This is a genomic window from Pseudomonas sp. TSRC2-2, from assembly GCF_049897785.1.
In the GTDB taxonomy this organism is placed as follows: Bacteria; Pseudomonadota; Gammaproteobacteria; order Pseudomonadales; family Pseudomonadaceae; genus Aquipseudomonas.
This window is the reverse complement of sequence record NZ_JAFCWZ010000001.1, coordinates 345,136-358,431: the sequence shown is the minus strand read 5'-3', so window position 1 is coordinate 358,431 and position 13,296 is coordinate 345,136. Positions and strand designations below refer to the sequence as shown.

Below are 13,296 nucleotides of genomic sequence, written 5' to 3'. Positions count from 1 at the left end.
GCAACGTTGGCGGCATTGTGCGGCCTCCCTTTTACAGTGCGCAAGGTCATGATGTCGCCGAACATTTCTCCCTCCCGAATCCGCTTTTCCCGTTTCAGCAAAGCCGAGTGTGTGCTGGTACTGATCACCATGATCTGGGGCGGCACCTTTCTGCTGGTGCAGCACGCCATGACTGTCAGCGGCCCTATGTTTTTCGTCGGCCTGCGCTTTGCCGCGGCGGCGGCGATCGTCGCGCTTTTTTCCTGGCGCCACCTGCGCGAGTTGACCTTGTTCGAAGTGAAAGCCGGGTCGTTCATCGGTGTAGCGATCATGCTCGGTTACGGCTTGCAGACGGTCGGGCTGCAAAGTATCCCGAGCAGCCAGTCGGCGTTCATTACTGCGCTGTATGTGCCTTTTGTGCCGCTGCTGCAATGGCTGGTAATGGGAAGGCGCCCGGGATTGATGCCAAGCATCGGGATCATGCTGGCGTTCACCGGGTTGATGTTGTTGTCGGGCCCTTCGGGTGCGTCCTTGAATTTCAGCCCAGGGGAAATTGCGACACTGATCAGCGCCGTAGCGATTGCTGCCGAAATCATTCTGATCAGCACGTTCGCCGGGCAGGTGGACGTGCGACGCGTGACCGTGGTGCAACTGGCCGTGACCGCGGTGTTGTCGTTCTTGCTGGTGGTGCCGACCGGTGAAGTGATTCCGGATTTTTCCTGGTTGTTGCTCGCGACGGCTTTAGGCCTGGGCGCAGCCAGTGCGGCGATTCAAGTGGCGATGAATTGGGCACAGAAAAGTGTTTCGCCGACTCGCGCGACGTTGATCTATGCCGGTGAACCAGTATGGGCGGGAATCGTCGGACGGATGGCCGGGGAACGGTTGCCGGCCATTGCGCTGGTGGGTGCCGGGCTGATTGTTGTGGCGGTGATTGTCAGTGAGCTGAAGACCAAGGGAAAGGTTGTTCAGGCTCAGGATGAGCGGGAGCGGAAAACGCTTGGCTAGGTTGCGCGCCCCTTTACTATCGCGAGCAGGCTCATTCGACGCGTTGCATATAGCAGGAGTGATCCTGCTCGCGATAAGGCGATCAACGGTAAATTCGCCTCGTTGAAACAACACTAAACATAAAATTTGAGACTACTTTGTAGGATTCTGAGACATCCTCGCATTTGGTGATCGGGGAACTGGCACGTATGATGCTTCACAAACTTCCGCAGATTAGAAGCCTATGTCCCTGATAGTTCTACTGCTTCTGCCATTCGTTGGCAGCTGTCTGGCAGCTGTCCTGCCGCACAATGCGCGTAATGCCGAATCGCTGCTGGCGGGCCTGGTCGCTTTGATCGGCACCGTTCAGGTCGCGTTGCTGTACCCGCAAATCGCCCACGGCGGGGTGATCCGCGAAGAATTCATGTGGTTGCCCAGCCTTGGGCTGAACTTCATTTTGCGCATGGATGGCTTTGCCTGGCTGTTCTCGATGTTGGTGCTGGGCATCGGCACACTCGTCTCTTTATATGCCCGTTATTACATGTCGCCGGACGATCCGGTGCCGCGCTTTTTCGCGTTCTTCCTAGCGTTCATGGGCGCCATGCTTGGCCTGGTGATTTCCGGCAACCTGATTCAGATCGTGTTTTTCTGGGAGCTGACCAGTCTCTTCTCGTTCCTGCTGATCGGCTACTGGCATCACCGCGCCGATGCGCGGCGCGGTGCTTATATGGCGTTGATGGTCACCGGTGCAGGCGGGTTAAGCCTGCTGGCGGGGGTCATGATCCTCGGCCATGTCGTAGGCAGCTACGACCTCGACAAGGTCCTGGCCGCCGGCGATCTGATTCGCGCACATGCCCTCTACCCCGTTCTTCTGCCGCTCATCCTGATCGGCGCGCTGAGCAAAAGCGCACAATTCCCCTTTCACTTCTGGCTGCCCCACGCCATGGCAGCGCCGACGCCTGTCTCGGCATATTTGCACTCAGCGACCATGGTCAAGGCCGGGGTCTTTCTCCTTGCACGATTGTGGCCATCGCTGTCCGGCAGTGAAGAATGGTTCTATATCGTCAGCGGTGCCGGCGCGTGTACGCTGTTGCTCGGCGCGTACTGCGCGATGTTCCAGAACGATCTCAAAGGTCTGCTGGCCTACTCGACCATCAGCCATCTCGGCCTGATCACTTTGCTCTTGGGCCTCAACAGTCCACTGGCTGCGGTCGCAGCGGTTTTTCACATTCTCAATCACGCCACGTTCAAAGCTTCGCTGTTCATGGCCGCCGGCATCATTGACCACGAAAGCGGCACCCGCGACATCCGCAAACTCAGTGGCCTGATCAAACTGATTCCCTATACGGCGACGCTGGCCATGGTCGCCAGCGCCTCAATGGCCGGGGTGCCGTTGCTTAACGGTTTCCTGTCTAAGGAAATGTTCTTCGCCGAAACAGTATTCATCAACGCCACCGCATGGGTGGAAACCAGTCTGCCGATCGTCGCAACCATCGCCGGCATGTTCAGCGTCGCGTACTCGCTGCGGTTCACTGTCGACGTATTCTTCGGCCCCACCGCCACCGACCTGCCGCACACCCCGCACGAGCCGCCACGCTGGATGCGCGCCCCAGTAGAATTGCTGGTCTTCACCTGTCTGCTGGTGGGGATTTTTCCGGCGCAAATCATCGGGCCATTGCTTGCGGCTGCGGCACTGCCGGTGGTTGGGGGCGTGTTGCCGGAATACAGTCTCGCCATCTGGCACGGCCTGAACGCACCGATGATCATGAGCCTGATCGCCATGACCGGCGGCATCCTTCTGTATTTGTTGCTGCGCAAGCAGTTCAAGCTCGGTCGCTTCAAGTACCCACCATTGGTGGGGCGCTTCAACGGCAAGCGGCTGTTCGAGCGCAGTCTGGTGGTGATGATGCGCCTCGCCCGGCGCGTCGAAAGGAGACTGGGTACCAAGCGACTGCAGATGCAGCTCTTTCTGATGGTATTGGCCGCCGTGCTCGCCGGTCTGATCCCGATGCTGCACAGCACTCTCACTTGGGGCGAGCGACCGAAAATCCCTGGTTCCATCGTCTTCGTGACCCTGTGGCTGCTGGCAATCGCTTGTGCGCTCGGCGCCGCATGGCAAGCCAAGTATCACCGTCTCGCCGCCCTGACCATGGTCAGCGTTTGTGGCCTGATGACCTGCGTGACTTTTGTCTGGTTCTCGGCCCCTGATCTGGCGCTGACGCAACTGGCGGTCGAAGTGGTGACCACGGTGTTGATCCTGCTCGGCCTGCGTTGGTTGCCGCGACGCATTGAAGAGGTTTCTCCGCTGCCAGGCAGCCTGCGCAAGGCGCGCATTCGGCGTCTGCGCGACTTGCTGCTGTCGATTGCGGTCGGTGCGGGTATGGCGCTGCTGTCCTACGCCATGCTTACCCGGCAGACGCCTAACCACATTTCGTCGTTCTACCTCAGCCGCGCCCTGCCCGAGGGCGGCGGCAGCAACGTGGTGAATGTGATGCTGGTGGACTTCCGTGGTTTCGACACCCTTGGTGAAATCACCGTACTGGTCGCCGTGGCGCTCACCGTGTTCGCGCTGCTGCGCCGCTTCCGCCCGCCGAAAGAAAGCCTGCAATTGCCGGCCCAGCAACGCTTGCTCGCACCCGACGTGGTGACCGATCTGGTCAACCCGCGTTCGGCCAGTGACACCGCGCTTGGCTTCATGATGGTGCCGGCGGTGCTGGTGCGTCTGCTGCTGCCCGTCGCACTGGTGGTGTCGTTCTACCTGTTCATGCGCGGGCACAATCAACCGGGCGGCGGCTTTGTCGCCGGGCTGGTGATGTCGGTGGCTTTTATCCTGCAGTACATGGTCGCAGGCACGCAGTGGGTGGAGGCGCAAATGAGCCTGCGCCCATTGCGCTGGATGGGCACCGGGCTGTTGTTCGCCACTGCCACCGGTCTCGGTGCGATGCTGGTGGGCTATCCGTTTCTGACCACTCACACGTGGCACATCAGCGTGCCGTTGCTCGGCGATATTCATATCGCCAGTGCGCTGTTTTTCGACATCGGCGTGTACGCCGTGGTGGTCGGGTCGACACTGCTGATCCTCACCGCCCTCGCCCACCAATCGGTGCGCGGACACAAGACTGCATCGCTGCCCAAATCCGTCGCCAGCAAAGGAGCCGTCTGATGGAAGAAGTCATCGCAATCGCCATCGGCATTCTGGCCGCGTCCGGAGTCTGGCTGATCCTGCGCCCGCGAACCTTTCAGGTGGTCATGGGCCTGTGCCTGTTGTCCTATGCCGTCAACCTGTTCATTTTCAGCATGGGCAGCCTGTTTATCGGCAAGGAGCCGGTGATCAAGGACGGCGTAACCCAGGATCTGCTGCACTACACCGACCCTTTGCCCCAGGCGCTGGTACTGACGGCCATCGTCATCAGCTTCGCCATGACCGCGCTGTTTCTCGTCGTACTGCTCGCCTCGCGCGGCTTGACCGGCACCGACCACGTCGACGGCCGGGAGCCTAAAGAATGATGGTGATGACTCACTTGATCGCCGCTCCGATCCTGCTGCCGCTGCTGACCGCCGCGATCATGCTGATGCTGGGCGAGAAGCATCGGCCGCTGAAGGCCAAAATCAACCTCTTCTCCAGCTTCCTCGGCCTGTTCATTTCGGTGATGCTCCTGCAATGGACGCAGACCACCGGTGTGCCCGGTTCCATAGGCGTTTATCTGCCGGGCAACTGGCAGGCCCCCTTCGGCATCGTTCTGGTGGTTGATCGTCTGTCGGCAATGATGCTGGTGCTGACCGGCGTGATCGGCGTCAGCGCGCTGATGTTTGCCATGGCTCGCTGGGACGGCGCCGGCTCAAGTTTCCACGCGTTGTTCCAGATTCAATTGATGGGCCTGTATGGGGCGTTTCTGACGGCGGATCTGTTCAACCTGTTCGTGTTCTTCGAAGTGTTGCTTGCCGCATCCTACGGCTTGTTGCTGCACGGCTCGGGCCGGGCGCGGGTGTCGTCGGGGCTGCATTACATTTCGATCAACCTGTTGGCATCGTCACTGTTCCTTATCGGCGCGGCGTTGATTTACGGCGTGACCGGCACGCTGAACATGGCCGATCTGGCGATGAAAATCCCGCTGGTGCCGGAAGCCGACCGTGGTTTGCTGCATGCGGGGGCAGGGATTCTTGCGGTGGCGTTTCTGGCGAAGGCTGGCATGTGGCCGCTGAATTTCTGGCTGGTGCCGGCTTATTCCTCGGCCAGCGCGCCGGTGGCGGCAATGTTCGCGATCATGACCAAGGTCGGTGTTTATACGCTGCTGCGCCTGTGGACCCTGCTCTTTTCAGGTCAGGCCGGCGCTTCGGCGTTCTTTGGCGGCGACTGGCTGATTTATGGCGGCATGGCGACCATGGCCTGCGCAGGGCTGGCAGTTCTTGCCGCGCAACGCCTGGAGCGCATGGCCAGCCTGAGCATACTGGTGTCGGCGGGCATCCTGCTCTCGGCGACCGGTTTCGCCCAACCAAACCTGATTGGCGCTGCATTGTTCTATCTGGTCAGCTCGACCCTGGCGCTGAGCGCGCTGTTCCTGCTCGCCGAACTGATCGAGCGCTCGCGCTCGGCCAATGAAATTCCCCTTGAGGACGAAAGCGAACTGCTGCCGCGGCCGCAGGAATCGCTGCAGCCGCCCAAGGGCATCAACCTCGACGACGAACAGAAAGCCGTGGTGGGCCAGGTCATCCCGTGGACCATGGCCTTTCTCGGTTTGAGCTTTATCGCTTGCGCCCTGTTGATCATCGGCATGCCACCGCTGTCCGGCTTCATTGGCAAGCTCAGTCTGATCGGCGCATTGCTCAACCCCCTGGGACTGGGTACCGAGGCGCCACTGTCTCCCGGCGCATGGGGACTGTTGGCGCTGTTGATCCTGACTGGTCTGGCCTCCCTGATGGCTTTCTCTCGCCTGGGCATCCAGCGTTTCTGGACGCCGGAAGAGCGTCCGTCACCGTTGCTGCGCAAACTCGAATGCGCGCCGATTTTCCTGTTGCTCGGGCTGAGCATCGCCTTGACTTTCAAGGCTGAACCGCTGCTGCGCTACACCCAGGCCACGGCCGAAGCGCTGAACAATCCGCAGCAATATGTGCTGGCGGTCCTTGGCACTCGAGCCGTACCGAGCCCGCAAGCCAGAGCCGACATGCTCGAGGTGCAGCCATGAATCGACTGTTTCCGGCGCCGTGGTTATCGCTGGCCCTGTGGATTCTGTGGCTGACCCTGAACCTGTCGGTCAGCCCGGGCAACCTGTTACTCGGCGCCGCACTGGGTTTCGCCGCGCCGCTGATGATGCGCAAGTTGCGACCAAAACGTGCGCGCATCCGTAACCCCATGGCCATCCTGCGCCTGTTCCTCCTGGTCGGCCGTGACGTGATCATGTCCAACCTGATCGTCGCCTGGGGCGTACTTAACGCCGGACGTCGCCCGCCCAACTCACGCTTTATCAAGGTGCCGTTGGACCTGCGCGATGCTCATGGCCTGGCGGCGCTGGCGATGATCTGCACCGTGGTACCCGGCACCGTGTGGTCGGAACTGGCGCTGGACCGCAGCGTTCTATTGCTGCACGTCTGGGACCTGAACGACGAAGCGCAGTTCATCGAGCACTTCAAGAGCACTTACGAGCGCCCGCTGATGGAGATTTTCGAATGAGCCCATTGCTGTCGAATGCGATCCTGCTGACGCTGTTCCTGTACTGCGTAGCGATGGCGCTGACCCTGGTGCGTCTGTTCAAGGGACCGTCAGCTCAGGATCGTGTACTGGCTCTGGATTACCTGTACATCGTCGCCATGCTGATGATGCTGACGCTGGGCATTCGTTACGCCAGTGATACCTACTTCGAAGCGGCGCTGCTGATCGCTCTGTTCGGCTTCGTCGGCTCGTTTGCACTGGCAAAATTCCTGCTGCGTGGAGAGGTCATCGAATGAATGCCCAATTGTCTTTATGGATCGAGATTCCGGTGGCGACTCTGCTGGTGCTCAGCGGCTTGTTCACGCTGCTGGGCGCGACCGGATTGCTGCGCATGAAGGACTACTTCCAGCGCATGCATCCGCCAGCACTGGCCTCGACAATCGGCGCCTGGTGTGTGGCGTTGGCGTCGATCATCTGTTTTTCAGCGCTGAAGTCCGCGCCGGTGGTGCACGCCTGGCTGATTCCGGTCCTGTTGGCGATCACCGTGCCGGTGACCACCCTGTTGCTGGCGCGGGCAGCGTTGTTCCGCAAGCGCATGGCTGGAGATGATGTGCCGGCTGAGGTTAGTAGCCGTCGGACTGAGAGCGGTAGCTAGTCAATCCAAAGGTGCCAAGGCTTGGGCCGTGATCGGACGATCGCTTGCTCCTGCCTTTCAGACCCAAGCCACCGCCAAAAGCCCCGCTCCTAAAAGCGCACACAACGGCGAGTACACCCACGTGTCCAGTCGCGCAAATCGCGAATCCTTCACTTCCTTGAAAAAGCCGACCAGATTCGAGTCACCGATGGCTCGGGCAAACATCAGCAACGCAATCGCGCTGATGACCCATTGCAGTGCCTTGTGCTGCACCGCCGGCATTCCCCAACCGACCCGCATGCAAACCAGCGCCGCGATCACCAGCAGCGCAGCCGCCACTAACAAGGTCAGCCCGCCTGACGGCTTGAACGCCGGGCGCACTGTGGCGACGAAGCCCGACACCGGCACTTGCGGTACCACCACAGCAGCCGCCCATTGCCCACCCAAAGCCCAATACACGTGCATCAGGCCGATTACCGCGAAGACAGCCACCAGCCATTGAGCCAACACAAAGGTCATGGTTGAAATCCTTCAAAGGGATTTGAACAAACCATCGTAGTCGGGTTTTCCAACCATGCACGACCGGTCGGCGGTACGGTGGCCTGACCGCGTTATTTCAGATCAGCCGTTACTTTGTCAGCCACATCCTTGGGCAGCCACGCCTGCCACACATCCGGATGCGCCTTCATGAACGCTACCGCCGCCTCACGAGGCGCGGTGTGCTTGTCACTCATGTCTGCCAGTGCTTTGTTCAGTGGCTCGATTGGAAAATCAACCTTGCTGAAGAATTCGGCGATCTGCGGATTCTGCTTTTGGAACGGCGTAGACACACCAATCGACAGCTTCGATGCCAGCGAGCGGGTCGGTTCAGGATTGGGATTATCGGCGTCGGTCAGCGTCTTCCACGCTTCGGCGTCGAACGGCGGTTCTTCCAGTTGCACGAGTTTGAATTTGCCAAGCAGAGGCGTCGGCGACCAGTAATAGAACAACACGGGTTTGCCGCGACGAATCGAAGAGCTGATTTCGGCATCCAGCGCGGCACCCGAACCGCTGCGGAAGTTAGTGTAATCGTCCTGCAAGCCATACGCGGTGAGCTTCTGCTTGTTGACCACTTCCGACGTCCAGCCGATAGGGCTATTGAGGAAACGCCCTTTGCCCGGGCTTTCAGGGTCCTTGAACACGTCTTTGTATTTCTTCAGATCAGTGACACTGCGCAGATCTGGCGCCAGCGGCTTGATGCCTTTGGCCGGGTCGCCCTTGATCACATATTCCGGCACCCACCAACCTTCAGTGGCGCCTTTTACCGTATCGCCCAGGCCAACGACTTTGCCCTCGGCTTCGGCCTTTACCCAGACCGGACTGCGCCCGGCCCACTCTTCGCCAATTACCTGAATGTCATTATTCGCCAGTGCGGTCTCAAGGGTAATGGTAGTGCCCGGCAGTGTATCGGTCGGCAAGCCGTAGCCTTTCTCGACAATCACCCGCAGCACCTCGGTAATAAGGCTGCCGCTTTCCCAGTTAAGGTCGGCAAAGTGGATCGGCGTCTGTGCCGCCTGCAGCGATTGCGCCGACGTCAGCAAACCGAAGGTGGCCACGCTGGCGGCCAGTAACCGTCGAAATCCGTTCATGCATCGCACCTCGTGCTGTTCACAGCAATGGCAGTTGGCCTGACAGAAACGCAAGCCTCTGAATGACTCAGTCAACTGACTTTAGCCGAGGTTCCTGCTTTTTTCGGGATGGGATGCGCGCAAGGTTACGTTTCAGACTTTTCCTGCAGGCTGTGCAGCTCACGTCTGACCATGCTGGCGTAAGCCGCCGGTTGCAATGCATAAATCTGCGTCGCCACCCAATTCAGCCAGGCACCTTGCAAATCGGCCTTTCGGGCGAACAACCGCTGCGCTTCTTCGCGTGCGCTGTCGAGGTTTTGCAAATGGAAGTCTGCTCGATTCACTCGCTGGCCTTGAAGGTCACCAGTTCGCCCTTGCGCCATTTGGCGGCTTTGGCGGTAACCGCTTTCAAGGTCTTGGTCAGGCCTTCCTGCAGCTGCTCATTGGCGGCGAACACGGTAACGACACTATGGCCTTCCTTGAACAGGATCGCGTGACCGTCGGCCGTACTGACAAACGCGTAGTCGCCCAATCCATAAACCGACAGCTTGATGTCGCGAAAGCGAATGTCCAACTTGCCGCCTTCACGACTAGGGAGGACCGATGCAATGAAATGGTCGCCTACCTTTAGTTTGAGTCCCGGTTTGTCATCGACCACCAACGCACTTTCGGTATCGATTTCGGCGATGTAAATGCCTTCGGCGTTTTGCTCGGTGATGTAAACAAAACGTGATTGGAATTGCTTGACCAGCTTTGCACGCAAATCACCCAGCACGAACAAAGCATGCATATCGAGGTTACTGACTGCCAAAGAAACATCCCCACATTTGAAAAACCGCTGCGAAAAACGCCCACGGCAAAGAAACGGCAAGGCCGATGAAAATTGCAAAACACTCAAAAACCTGGCGCGAGCAAAGCGCTCTCCAATCGCGAGGTTCGTAGACTACTGGATTGTCATGAGTGAAATCTGCTCTGAAATCGCCAAAGCCTGAAGGAAAAAGCCTCAAGTACGACTAGAGCAAATCTGACTACGAACTTTAGGGAAATTTCTCACGAAAAAAAGCACTTTTCCGACATATCGCTGGCGAAAAATTGCTTTAGATAAGCCACGTCGTCAGCAGGTTCTGGCGATTTTAGAGCAGCGATGCTCATTACGACTACCCGCAACGGCCGCTAATTCCCGGCCCGACTGATGAAAAGGACTTCATATGTGCACTTTGACTCATTTTGCCACGTCGGCTGACGCGCGAATCAACCCATCTCTGGCAATGCAAGTAACCGACCTCCATAACCCACCGACATCTTCTAACAATCAGCAGACTCCGCACTTTCAGGTGGTGCCGGCGGGCATCGCCTTCTTTCATATCAAGGAAATATCCACCGGCCGTGTCAGAGGTTTCCGCGGCAATCACAACGAAGCGTGCGCCCTCGCCCGCTCGCTTGAATCAAAAATCGAACTCCACGCCAGCACCTGCCTCTGATAAGGGGAGTGAAATGAACAAGCCGCACCGGCACCGACCCAGGAGTAGATGATGGAACTGCCAACCGAGCTCAACCTGACCACCCTTTTCGAACAGCTGGGCCTACCGTCTGACGAAGCGTCGATCAACGATTTTGTCGAGGCCCATCCATTGGACCAGGACACGAAACTCATTGATGCCGATTTCTGGACGCCCCAGCAGGCGCAATTGCTCAAGGAATGGCTGCGTGCGGATGGCGAAGAAGCGCCGATCGTAGATGAGCTGAACGTACGTTTGCATCGCGGCAAATAAGGCGATCAGTGCAGGCTGTCGCCGGGCTCGATGTTCATTTGTTCGAGCCAGGCAGCCTTGCACTCCTCCGCCTCATCGCGACTGGCGAACGCTGTGCCGCGTCGCTCACCATTGAGCAAAACCACCCAGCACACACTGCGCCCCATCGCTCGTAATCCGGCCGGAACACCGCTGCCGATCATCACTGCCACGTCTACCCTGCACTGCATGTCTTCTCCGAAGTAATTAGCTACCTAACTAAGTCGGAAGATTAATGCTTTCCTGCGGATGGAAACAGCAATCGCCGCGCACAGATTCATTGCGTCAACGGTAATAATCTCAGCGCGGGGCTTCAGGTTTGTAGCCCAGCCGCAACCCGCCCCAATGCCGGCCCTTGATCGTGATCGGCACTGACAAATCATGCATCAGTTCACCCGTGTCACGCGTGTAAGTCTGCAACAGCACCGGTTGCTGATGGCTGCCGCAGCGGATACCGGTGCGGTCGGCAAATTTGCGTTTGGTGCGATTGTTCACGGTGTCGATCTGAATATCACCGGTCAGCGGCTGGCTGAATGCCCGGTTATGCGTCGGGACATATCCCTGCTGCGTGCAGGCGATCGCGAACACCAAACCTTCATGACGCGCTAACAGAGGCTCTTGAATTGCCGGCAAGACCTGATCGGTGTATCGATCAAACCGGGTCTGAAACCTGGTTGGCTCGGTGCCCGGGATCGGCTGGTAGCTGCGATCGAACAAATCATCAAGACTGACTCGGCCCTGCTCGACATCTGCCTCGAAGCGCGCTGCGATCTGGCTCGCACCTTCGCGGGCCAAGTCATAGATGCGCTGGTGATAATCGTCCAGCCCCACCTCGGCCAGACGCTCACTGATGGTCTCCGCCTGCCCTTCCATCTGCACCGCTGCCTCGGCGAGGCGGCGGGTCTGTTGATCGCTGATCGCCAGATCGCTGCGCATTTGCTCAATCGCGTTGAACAGCGCGTCGAGCTGCTCGCGATTGGTTTGCGCGCCCCGGGCGATTTCGCTGACTTGGGTTTCAACGCCGGCCGCCAGTCGCGCAATGTTCTCAAGATGCTGACCGGTGTGCTCGACCTGTTCTACGCCAGTGTGCAGATCACTCGACAGCTCGCGAATCTGCGCCACCACTTGCGCGGTGCGTTGCTGAATGTCGGCAACCATCTCCCCGACTTCGCCCGTTGCCGCCGCCGTGCGCGCGGCCAATCCGCGCACTTCATCGGCGACCACAGCGAAACCGCGACCGTGCTCACCGGCCCGGGCTGCTTCGATCGCAGCGTTTAATGCCAACAAATTGGTCTGGCTGGCAATCGACTGAATTACCAGCGTCACGCGCTGAATGTCGTCGCTGCGCACACTCAAGGCTTCGATCAGCTCGCGACTGGCATTGGCGCGTTGACTGAGTTGCTGCATGCGCGAAATCGAATCGAGCAGCTCGCTACGCCCCGCCGCGCTGCTGTGATGCGCTTCGCTGGCGGCATCGAGCGCCTCGCGGCTGAGCTGTGAAGTCGCCTGTTCGGTAGCGATCATCACCTCGGCGTTGCTGACGATCTGCGCCGCCGCGTCGAGTTGCGATTCAAGCTTGCTCGCCAGGGCCTTGACCGAGAACGCGACGCCGGCCGCAGACAGTGCGTTGTGACTGGTGGTGTAGGAAAGATCACGAGTCAGCGCAGATAATTCGCCGGCAGTATCGACCGGCGCTGCATCAGCAACCCTGCGCGAACGCAGGCGCGGCAGCCAGACGATCAGCACCGCCAGCGGCATGCCGATGTACAGCGACCATTCGGCCATGGCCATGCCGGCGAGCAATAGCATCAGGGCGATGCTTTGCAGGGTTGGCGCAATCCAGCGGTTTTTCGGCAAAAGCACTGGTGCAGGCAGCACCCCAACCAGAGATCCGTCTCTCGTCATGTTCATCACCCCACGCTCGTTGTCATTGTTGTGACTGCATTAAACGCCACTACAACGCCATTATCCATGGTCCGTTAGTCGTGGGGGGTTTGTGGCAGGTCAATGAAAACCGCTTGGGCAAAATGCAGACGAGCAAAAACAAAGATCGCAGCCTTCAGCAACGCCCGTGTAGGAGCTGCCGAAGGCTGCGATCTTTTCAAGGTGCCCTCTTTTGAGAGGGTCACCCCACAGAATCAGGCCTGACGCTGGTGCTTATCGATCTGCTCGTGACGTTCTTGAGCTTCGATGCAGTATTTGGTGGTCGGGCTGATCAGCAGGCGCTTCAGGCCAATGGCCTCACCGCTGTCGTCGCACCAGCCAAAGCTGTCGTCCTTGATGCGCTCAAGGGCTTGTTCCAACTGCGGCAGCATGCGCTGGTCGCGATCGATCGCGTTGACCAGCCAGGTGCGCTCTTCTTCAACCGAAGCCGCATCCGCCGGGTCAGCCGGGGTGTCCAGGCTTTCAATGGCGATACGATTTTGCTCAATGCGCTCGTGGGTTTCGACTTTCATGTTCTGCAACAGCTCAGTGAAGAAAGCGTGTTGCTCAGCATTCATGTAGTCATCTGCCGGCATGGCCAGCAACTTGTCCTTTGTCATTGATATCTCTATAAAAAAACGTGCATTAAGGCGAATAAGGGAGCGTTTCGGCGAACCGTGTCGGGCCGTCGAAAAGGCATCGTTTTATTGCAAACGCCACCCGGCACTCAAT

General features: G+C 58.9%; 16 protein-coding genes. 9 read left to right on the top strand and 7 right to left on the bottom strand.

The window, feature by feature from the left end:
- Positions 1-48: 48 nt before the first annotated feature.
- The 7 genes from ACP7D9_RS01690 (at position 49) to ACP7D9_RS01660 (ending at position 7,265) form a co-directional block, all read left to right on the top strand.
- A complete protein-coding gene (locus ACP7D9_RS01690) occupies positions 49-984 on the top strand; it encodes a DMT family transporter (RefSeq protein ID WP_426155275.1) in 936 nt (311 codons plus the stop codon).
- 223 nt (positions 985-1,207) lie between these two features.
- Entirely contained in the window at positions 1,208-4,126 is a 2,919-nt protein-coding gene (locus ACP7D9_RS01685; protein ID WP_426155273.1) for a monovalent cation/H+ antiporter subunit A, read from the top strand.
- On the top strand, positions 4,126-4,470 hold the full coding sequence (locus tag ACP7D9_RS01680) for a Na+/H+ antiporter subunit C (RefSeq protein WP_016775082.1): 345 nt from the start codon (positions 4,126-4,128) through the stop codon (positions 4,468-4,470). Before ACP7D9_RS01685 ends, ACP7D9_RS01680 begins: the two co-directional genes overlap by 1 nt.
- Entirely contained in the window at positions 4,467-6,146 is a 1,680-nt protein-coding gene (locus ACP7D9_RS01675; RefSeq protein ID WP_313004825.1) for a monovalent cation/H+ antiporter subunit D, read from the top strand. Before ACP7D9_RS01680 ends, ACP7D9_RS01675 begins: the two co-directional genes overlap by 4 nt.
- Positions 6,143-6,631, top strand: coding sequence for a Na+/H+ antiporter subunit E (locus tag ACP7D9_RS01670; protein ID WP_101155172.1), 489 nt, complete (start codon positions 6,143-6,145; stop codon positions 6,629-6,631). The genes ACP7D9_RS01675 and ACP7D9_RS01670 overlap by 4 nt, the downstream gene beginning before the upstream one ends.
- Entirely contained in the window at positions 6,628-6,906 is a 279-nt protein-coding gene (locus tag ACP7D9_RS01665) for a K+/H+ antiporter subunit F (RefSeq protein WP_016775085.1), read from the top strand. The genes ACP7D9_RS01670 and ACP7D9_RS01665 overlap by 4 nt, the downstream gene beginning before the upstream one ends.
- Positions 6,903-7,265, top strand: coding sequence for a Na+/H+ antiporter subunit G (locus tag ACP7D9_RS01660; RefSeq protein ID WP_426155271.1), 363 nt, complete (start codon positions 6,903-6,905; stop codon positions 7,263-7,265). The genes ACP7D9_RS01665 and ACP7D9_RS01660 overlap by 4 nt, the downstream gene beginning before the upstream one ends.
- Before the next feature lie 57 nt (positions 7,266-7,322).
- On the opposite strand, the gene ACP7D9_RS01655 is transcribed toward ACP7D9_RS01660, so the two are convergent.
- From ACP7D9_RS01655 to ACP7D9_RS01640, 4 genes are all read right to left on the bottom strand, one after another.
- Positions 7,323-7,763 carry a DUF3995 domain-containing protein gene (locus ACP7D9_RS01655; protein ID WP_426155269.1) on the bottom strand — a complete coding sequence of 147 codons (441 nt, stop codon included), beginning with the start codon at positions 7,761-7,763 and terminating at the stop codon, positions 7,323-7,325.
- Positions 7,764-7,855: 92 nt separating this feature from the next.
- Complete coding sequence (locus ACP7D9_RS01650; protein ID WP_101155178.1) at positions 7,856-8,872, bottom strand: ABC transporter substrate-binding protein; 1,017 nt, start codon at positions 8,870-8,872, stop codon at positions 7,856-7,858.
- 125 nt (positions 8,873-8,997) lie between these two features.
- Entirely contained in the window at positions 8,998-9,195 is a 198-nt protein-coding gene (locus ACP7D9_RS01645; RefSeq protein ID WP_101155179.1) for a hypothetical protein, read from the bottom strand.
- Entirely contained in the window at positions 9,192-9,641 is a 450-nt protein-coding gene (locus tag ACP7D9_RS01640) for a hypothetical protein (protein ID WP_313004960.1), read from the bottom strand. Before ACP7D9_RS01640 ends, ACP7D9_RS01645 begins: the two co-directional genes overlap by 4 nt.
- Positions 9,642-10,119: 478 nt before the next feature.
- Here ACP7D9_RS01640 and ACP7D9_RS01635 point away from each other — a divergent pair, with 478 nt between their 5' ends.
- Together ACP7D9_RS01635 and ACP7D9_RS01630 are read left to right on the top strand one after the other, a co-directional pair.
- Positions 10,120-10,332, top strand: a complete 213-nt coding sequence (locus ACP7D9_RS01635) for a hypothetical protein (protein ID WP_256589658.1) — start codon at positions 10,120-10,122, stop codon at positions 10,330-10,332.
- A 51-nt stretch (positions 10,333-10,383) separates the two neighbouring features.
- Positions 10,384-10,623, top strand: coding sequence for a DUF2789 family protein (locus tag ACP7D9_RS01630; protein WP_101155185.1), 240 nt, complete (start codon positions 10,384-10,386; stop codon positions 10,621-10,623).
- A 5-nt stretch (positions 10,624-10,628) separates the two neighbouring features.
- Here ACP7D9_RS01630 and ACP7D9_RS01625 read toward each other — a convergent pair whose 3' ends face one another.
- The 3 genes from ACP7D9_RS01625 to ACP7D9_RS01615 form a co-directional block, all read right to left on the bottom strand.
- The gene (locus ACP7D9_RS01625; protein ID WP_313004815.1) at positions 10,629-10,832 is read right to left on the bottom strand and encodes a hypothetical protein; all 204 of its coding nucleotides are present in this window, start codon (positions 10,830-10,832) and stop codon (positions 10,629-10,631) included.
- Between the two features lie 109 nt (positions 10,833-10,941).
- A complete protein-coding gene (locus tag ACP7D9_RS01620; RefSeq protein ID WP_426155584.1) occupies positions 10,942-12,165 on the bottom strand; it encodes a methyl-accepting chemotaxis protein in 1,224 nt (407 codons plus the stop codon).
- Between the two features lie 614 nt (positions 12,166-12,779).
- Complete coding sequence (locus ACP7D9_RS01615; RefSeq protein ID WP_016775095.1) at positions 12,780-13,184, bottom strand: TraR/DksA family transcriptional regulator; 405 nt, start codon at positions 13,182-13,184, stop codon at positions 12,780-12,782.
- Positions 13,185-13,296 lie beyond the last annotated feature (112 nt).

What these genes read in the sequence shown, in the direction of transcription:
- ACP7D9_RS01680 (WP_016775082.1), top strand. Translation starts at nt 4,126, where the DNA reads ATGGAAGAAGTCATCGCAATCGCCATCGGCATTCTGGCCGCGTCCGGA.
- ACP7D9_RS01690 (WP_426155275.1), top strand. Translation starts at nt 49, where the DNA reads ATGATGTCGCCGAACATTTCTCCCTCCCGAATCCGCTTTTCCCGTTTC.
- ACP7D9_RS01675 (WP_313004825.1), top strand. Translation starts at nt 4,467, where the DNA reads ATGATGGTGATGACTCACTTGATCGCCGCTCCGATCCTGCTGCCGCTG.
- ACP7D9_RS01640 (WP_313004960.1), bottom strand. Translation starts at nt 9,641, where the DNA reads ATGCATGCTTTGTTCGTGCTGGGTGATTTGCGTGCAAAGCTGGTCAAG.
- ACP7D9_RS01665 (WP_016775085.1), top strand. Translation starts at nt 6,628, where the DNA reads ATGAGCCCATTGCTGTCGAATGCGATCCTGCTGACGCTGTTCCTGTAC.
- ACP7D9_RS01655 (WP_426155269.1), bottom strand. Translation starts at nt 7,763, where the DNA reads ATGACCTTTGTGTTGGCTCAATGGCTGGTGGCTGTCTTCGCGGTAATC.
- ACP7D9_RS01685 (WP_426155273.1), top strand. Translation starts at nt 1,208, where the DNA reads ATGTCCCTGATAGTTCTACTGCTTCTGCCATTCGTTGGCAGCTGTCTG.
- ACP7D9_RS01660 (WP_426155271.1), top strand. Translation starts at nt 6,903, where the DNA reads ATGAATGCCCAATTGTCTTTATGGATCGAGATTCCGGTGGCGACTCTG.
- ACP7D9_RS01615 (WP_016775095.1), bottom strand. Translation starts at nt 13,184, where the DNA reads ATGACAAAGGACAAGTTGCTGGCCATGCCGGCAGATGACTACATGAAT.
- ACP7D9_RS01670 (WP_101155172.1), top strand. Translation starts at nt 6,143, where the DNA reads ATGAATCGACTGTTTCCGGCGCCGTGGTTATCGCTGGCCCTGTGGATT.
- ACP7D9_RS01650 (WP_101155178.1), bottom strand. Translation starts at nt 8,872, where the DNA reads ATGAACGGATTTCGACGGTTACTGGCCGCCAGCGTGGCCACCTTCGGT.
- ACP7D9_RS01620 (WP_426155584.1), bottom strand. Translation starts at nt 12,165, where the DNA reads ATGATCGCTACCGAACAGGCGACTTCACAGCTCAGCCGCGAGGCGCTC.
- ACP7D9_RS01635 (WP_256589658.1), top strand. Translation starts at nt 10,120, where the DNA reads ATGCAAGTAACCGACCTCCATAACCCACCGACATCTTCTAACAATCAG.
- ACP7D9_RS01630 (WP_101155185.1), top strand. Translation starts at nt 10,384, where the DNA reads ATGGAACTGCCAACCGAGCTCAACCTGACCACCCTTTTCGAACAGCTG.
- ACP7D9_RS01625 (WP_313004815.1), bottom strand. Translation starts at nt 10,832, where the DNA reads ATGCAGTGCAGGGTAGACGTGGCAGTGATGATCGGCAGCGGTGTTCCG.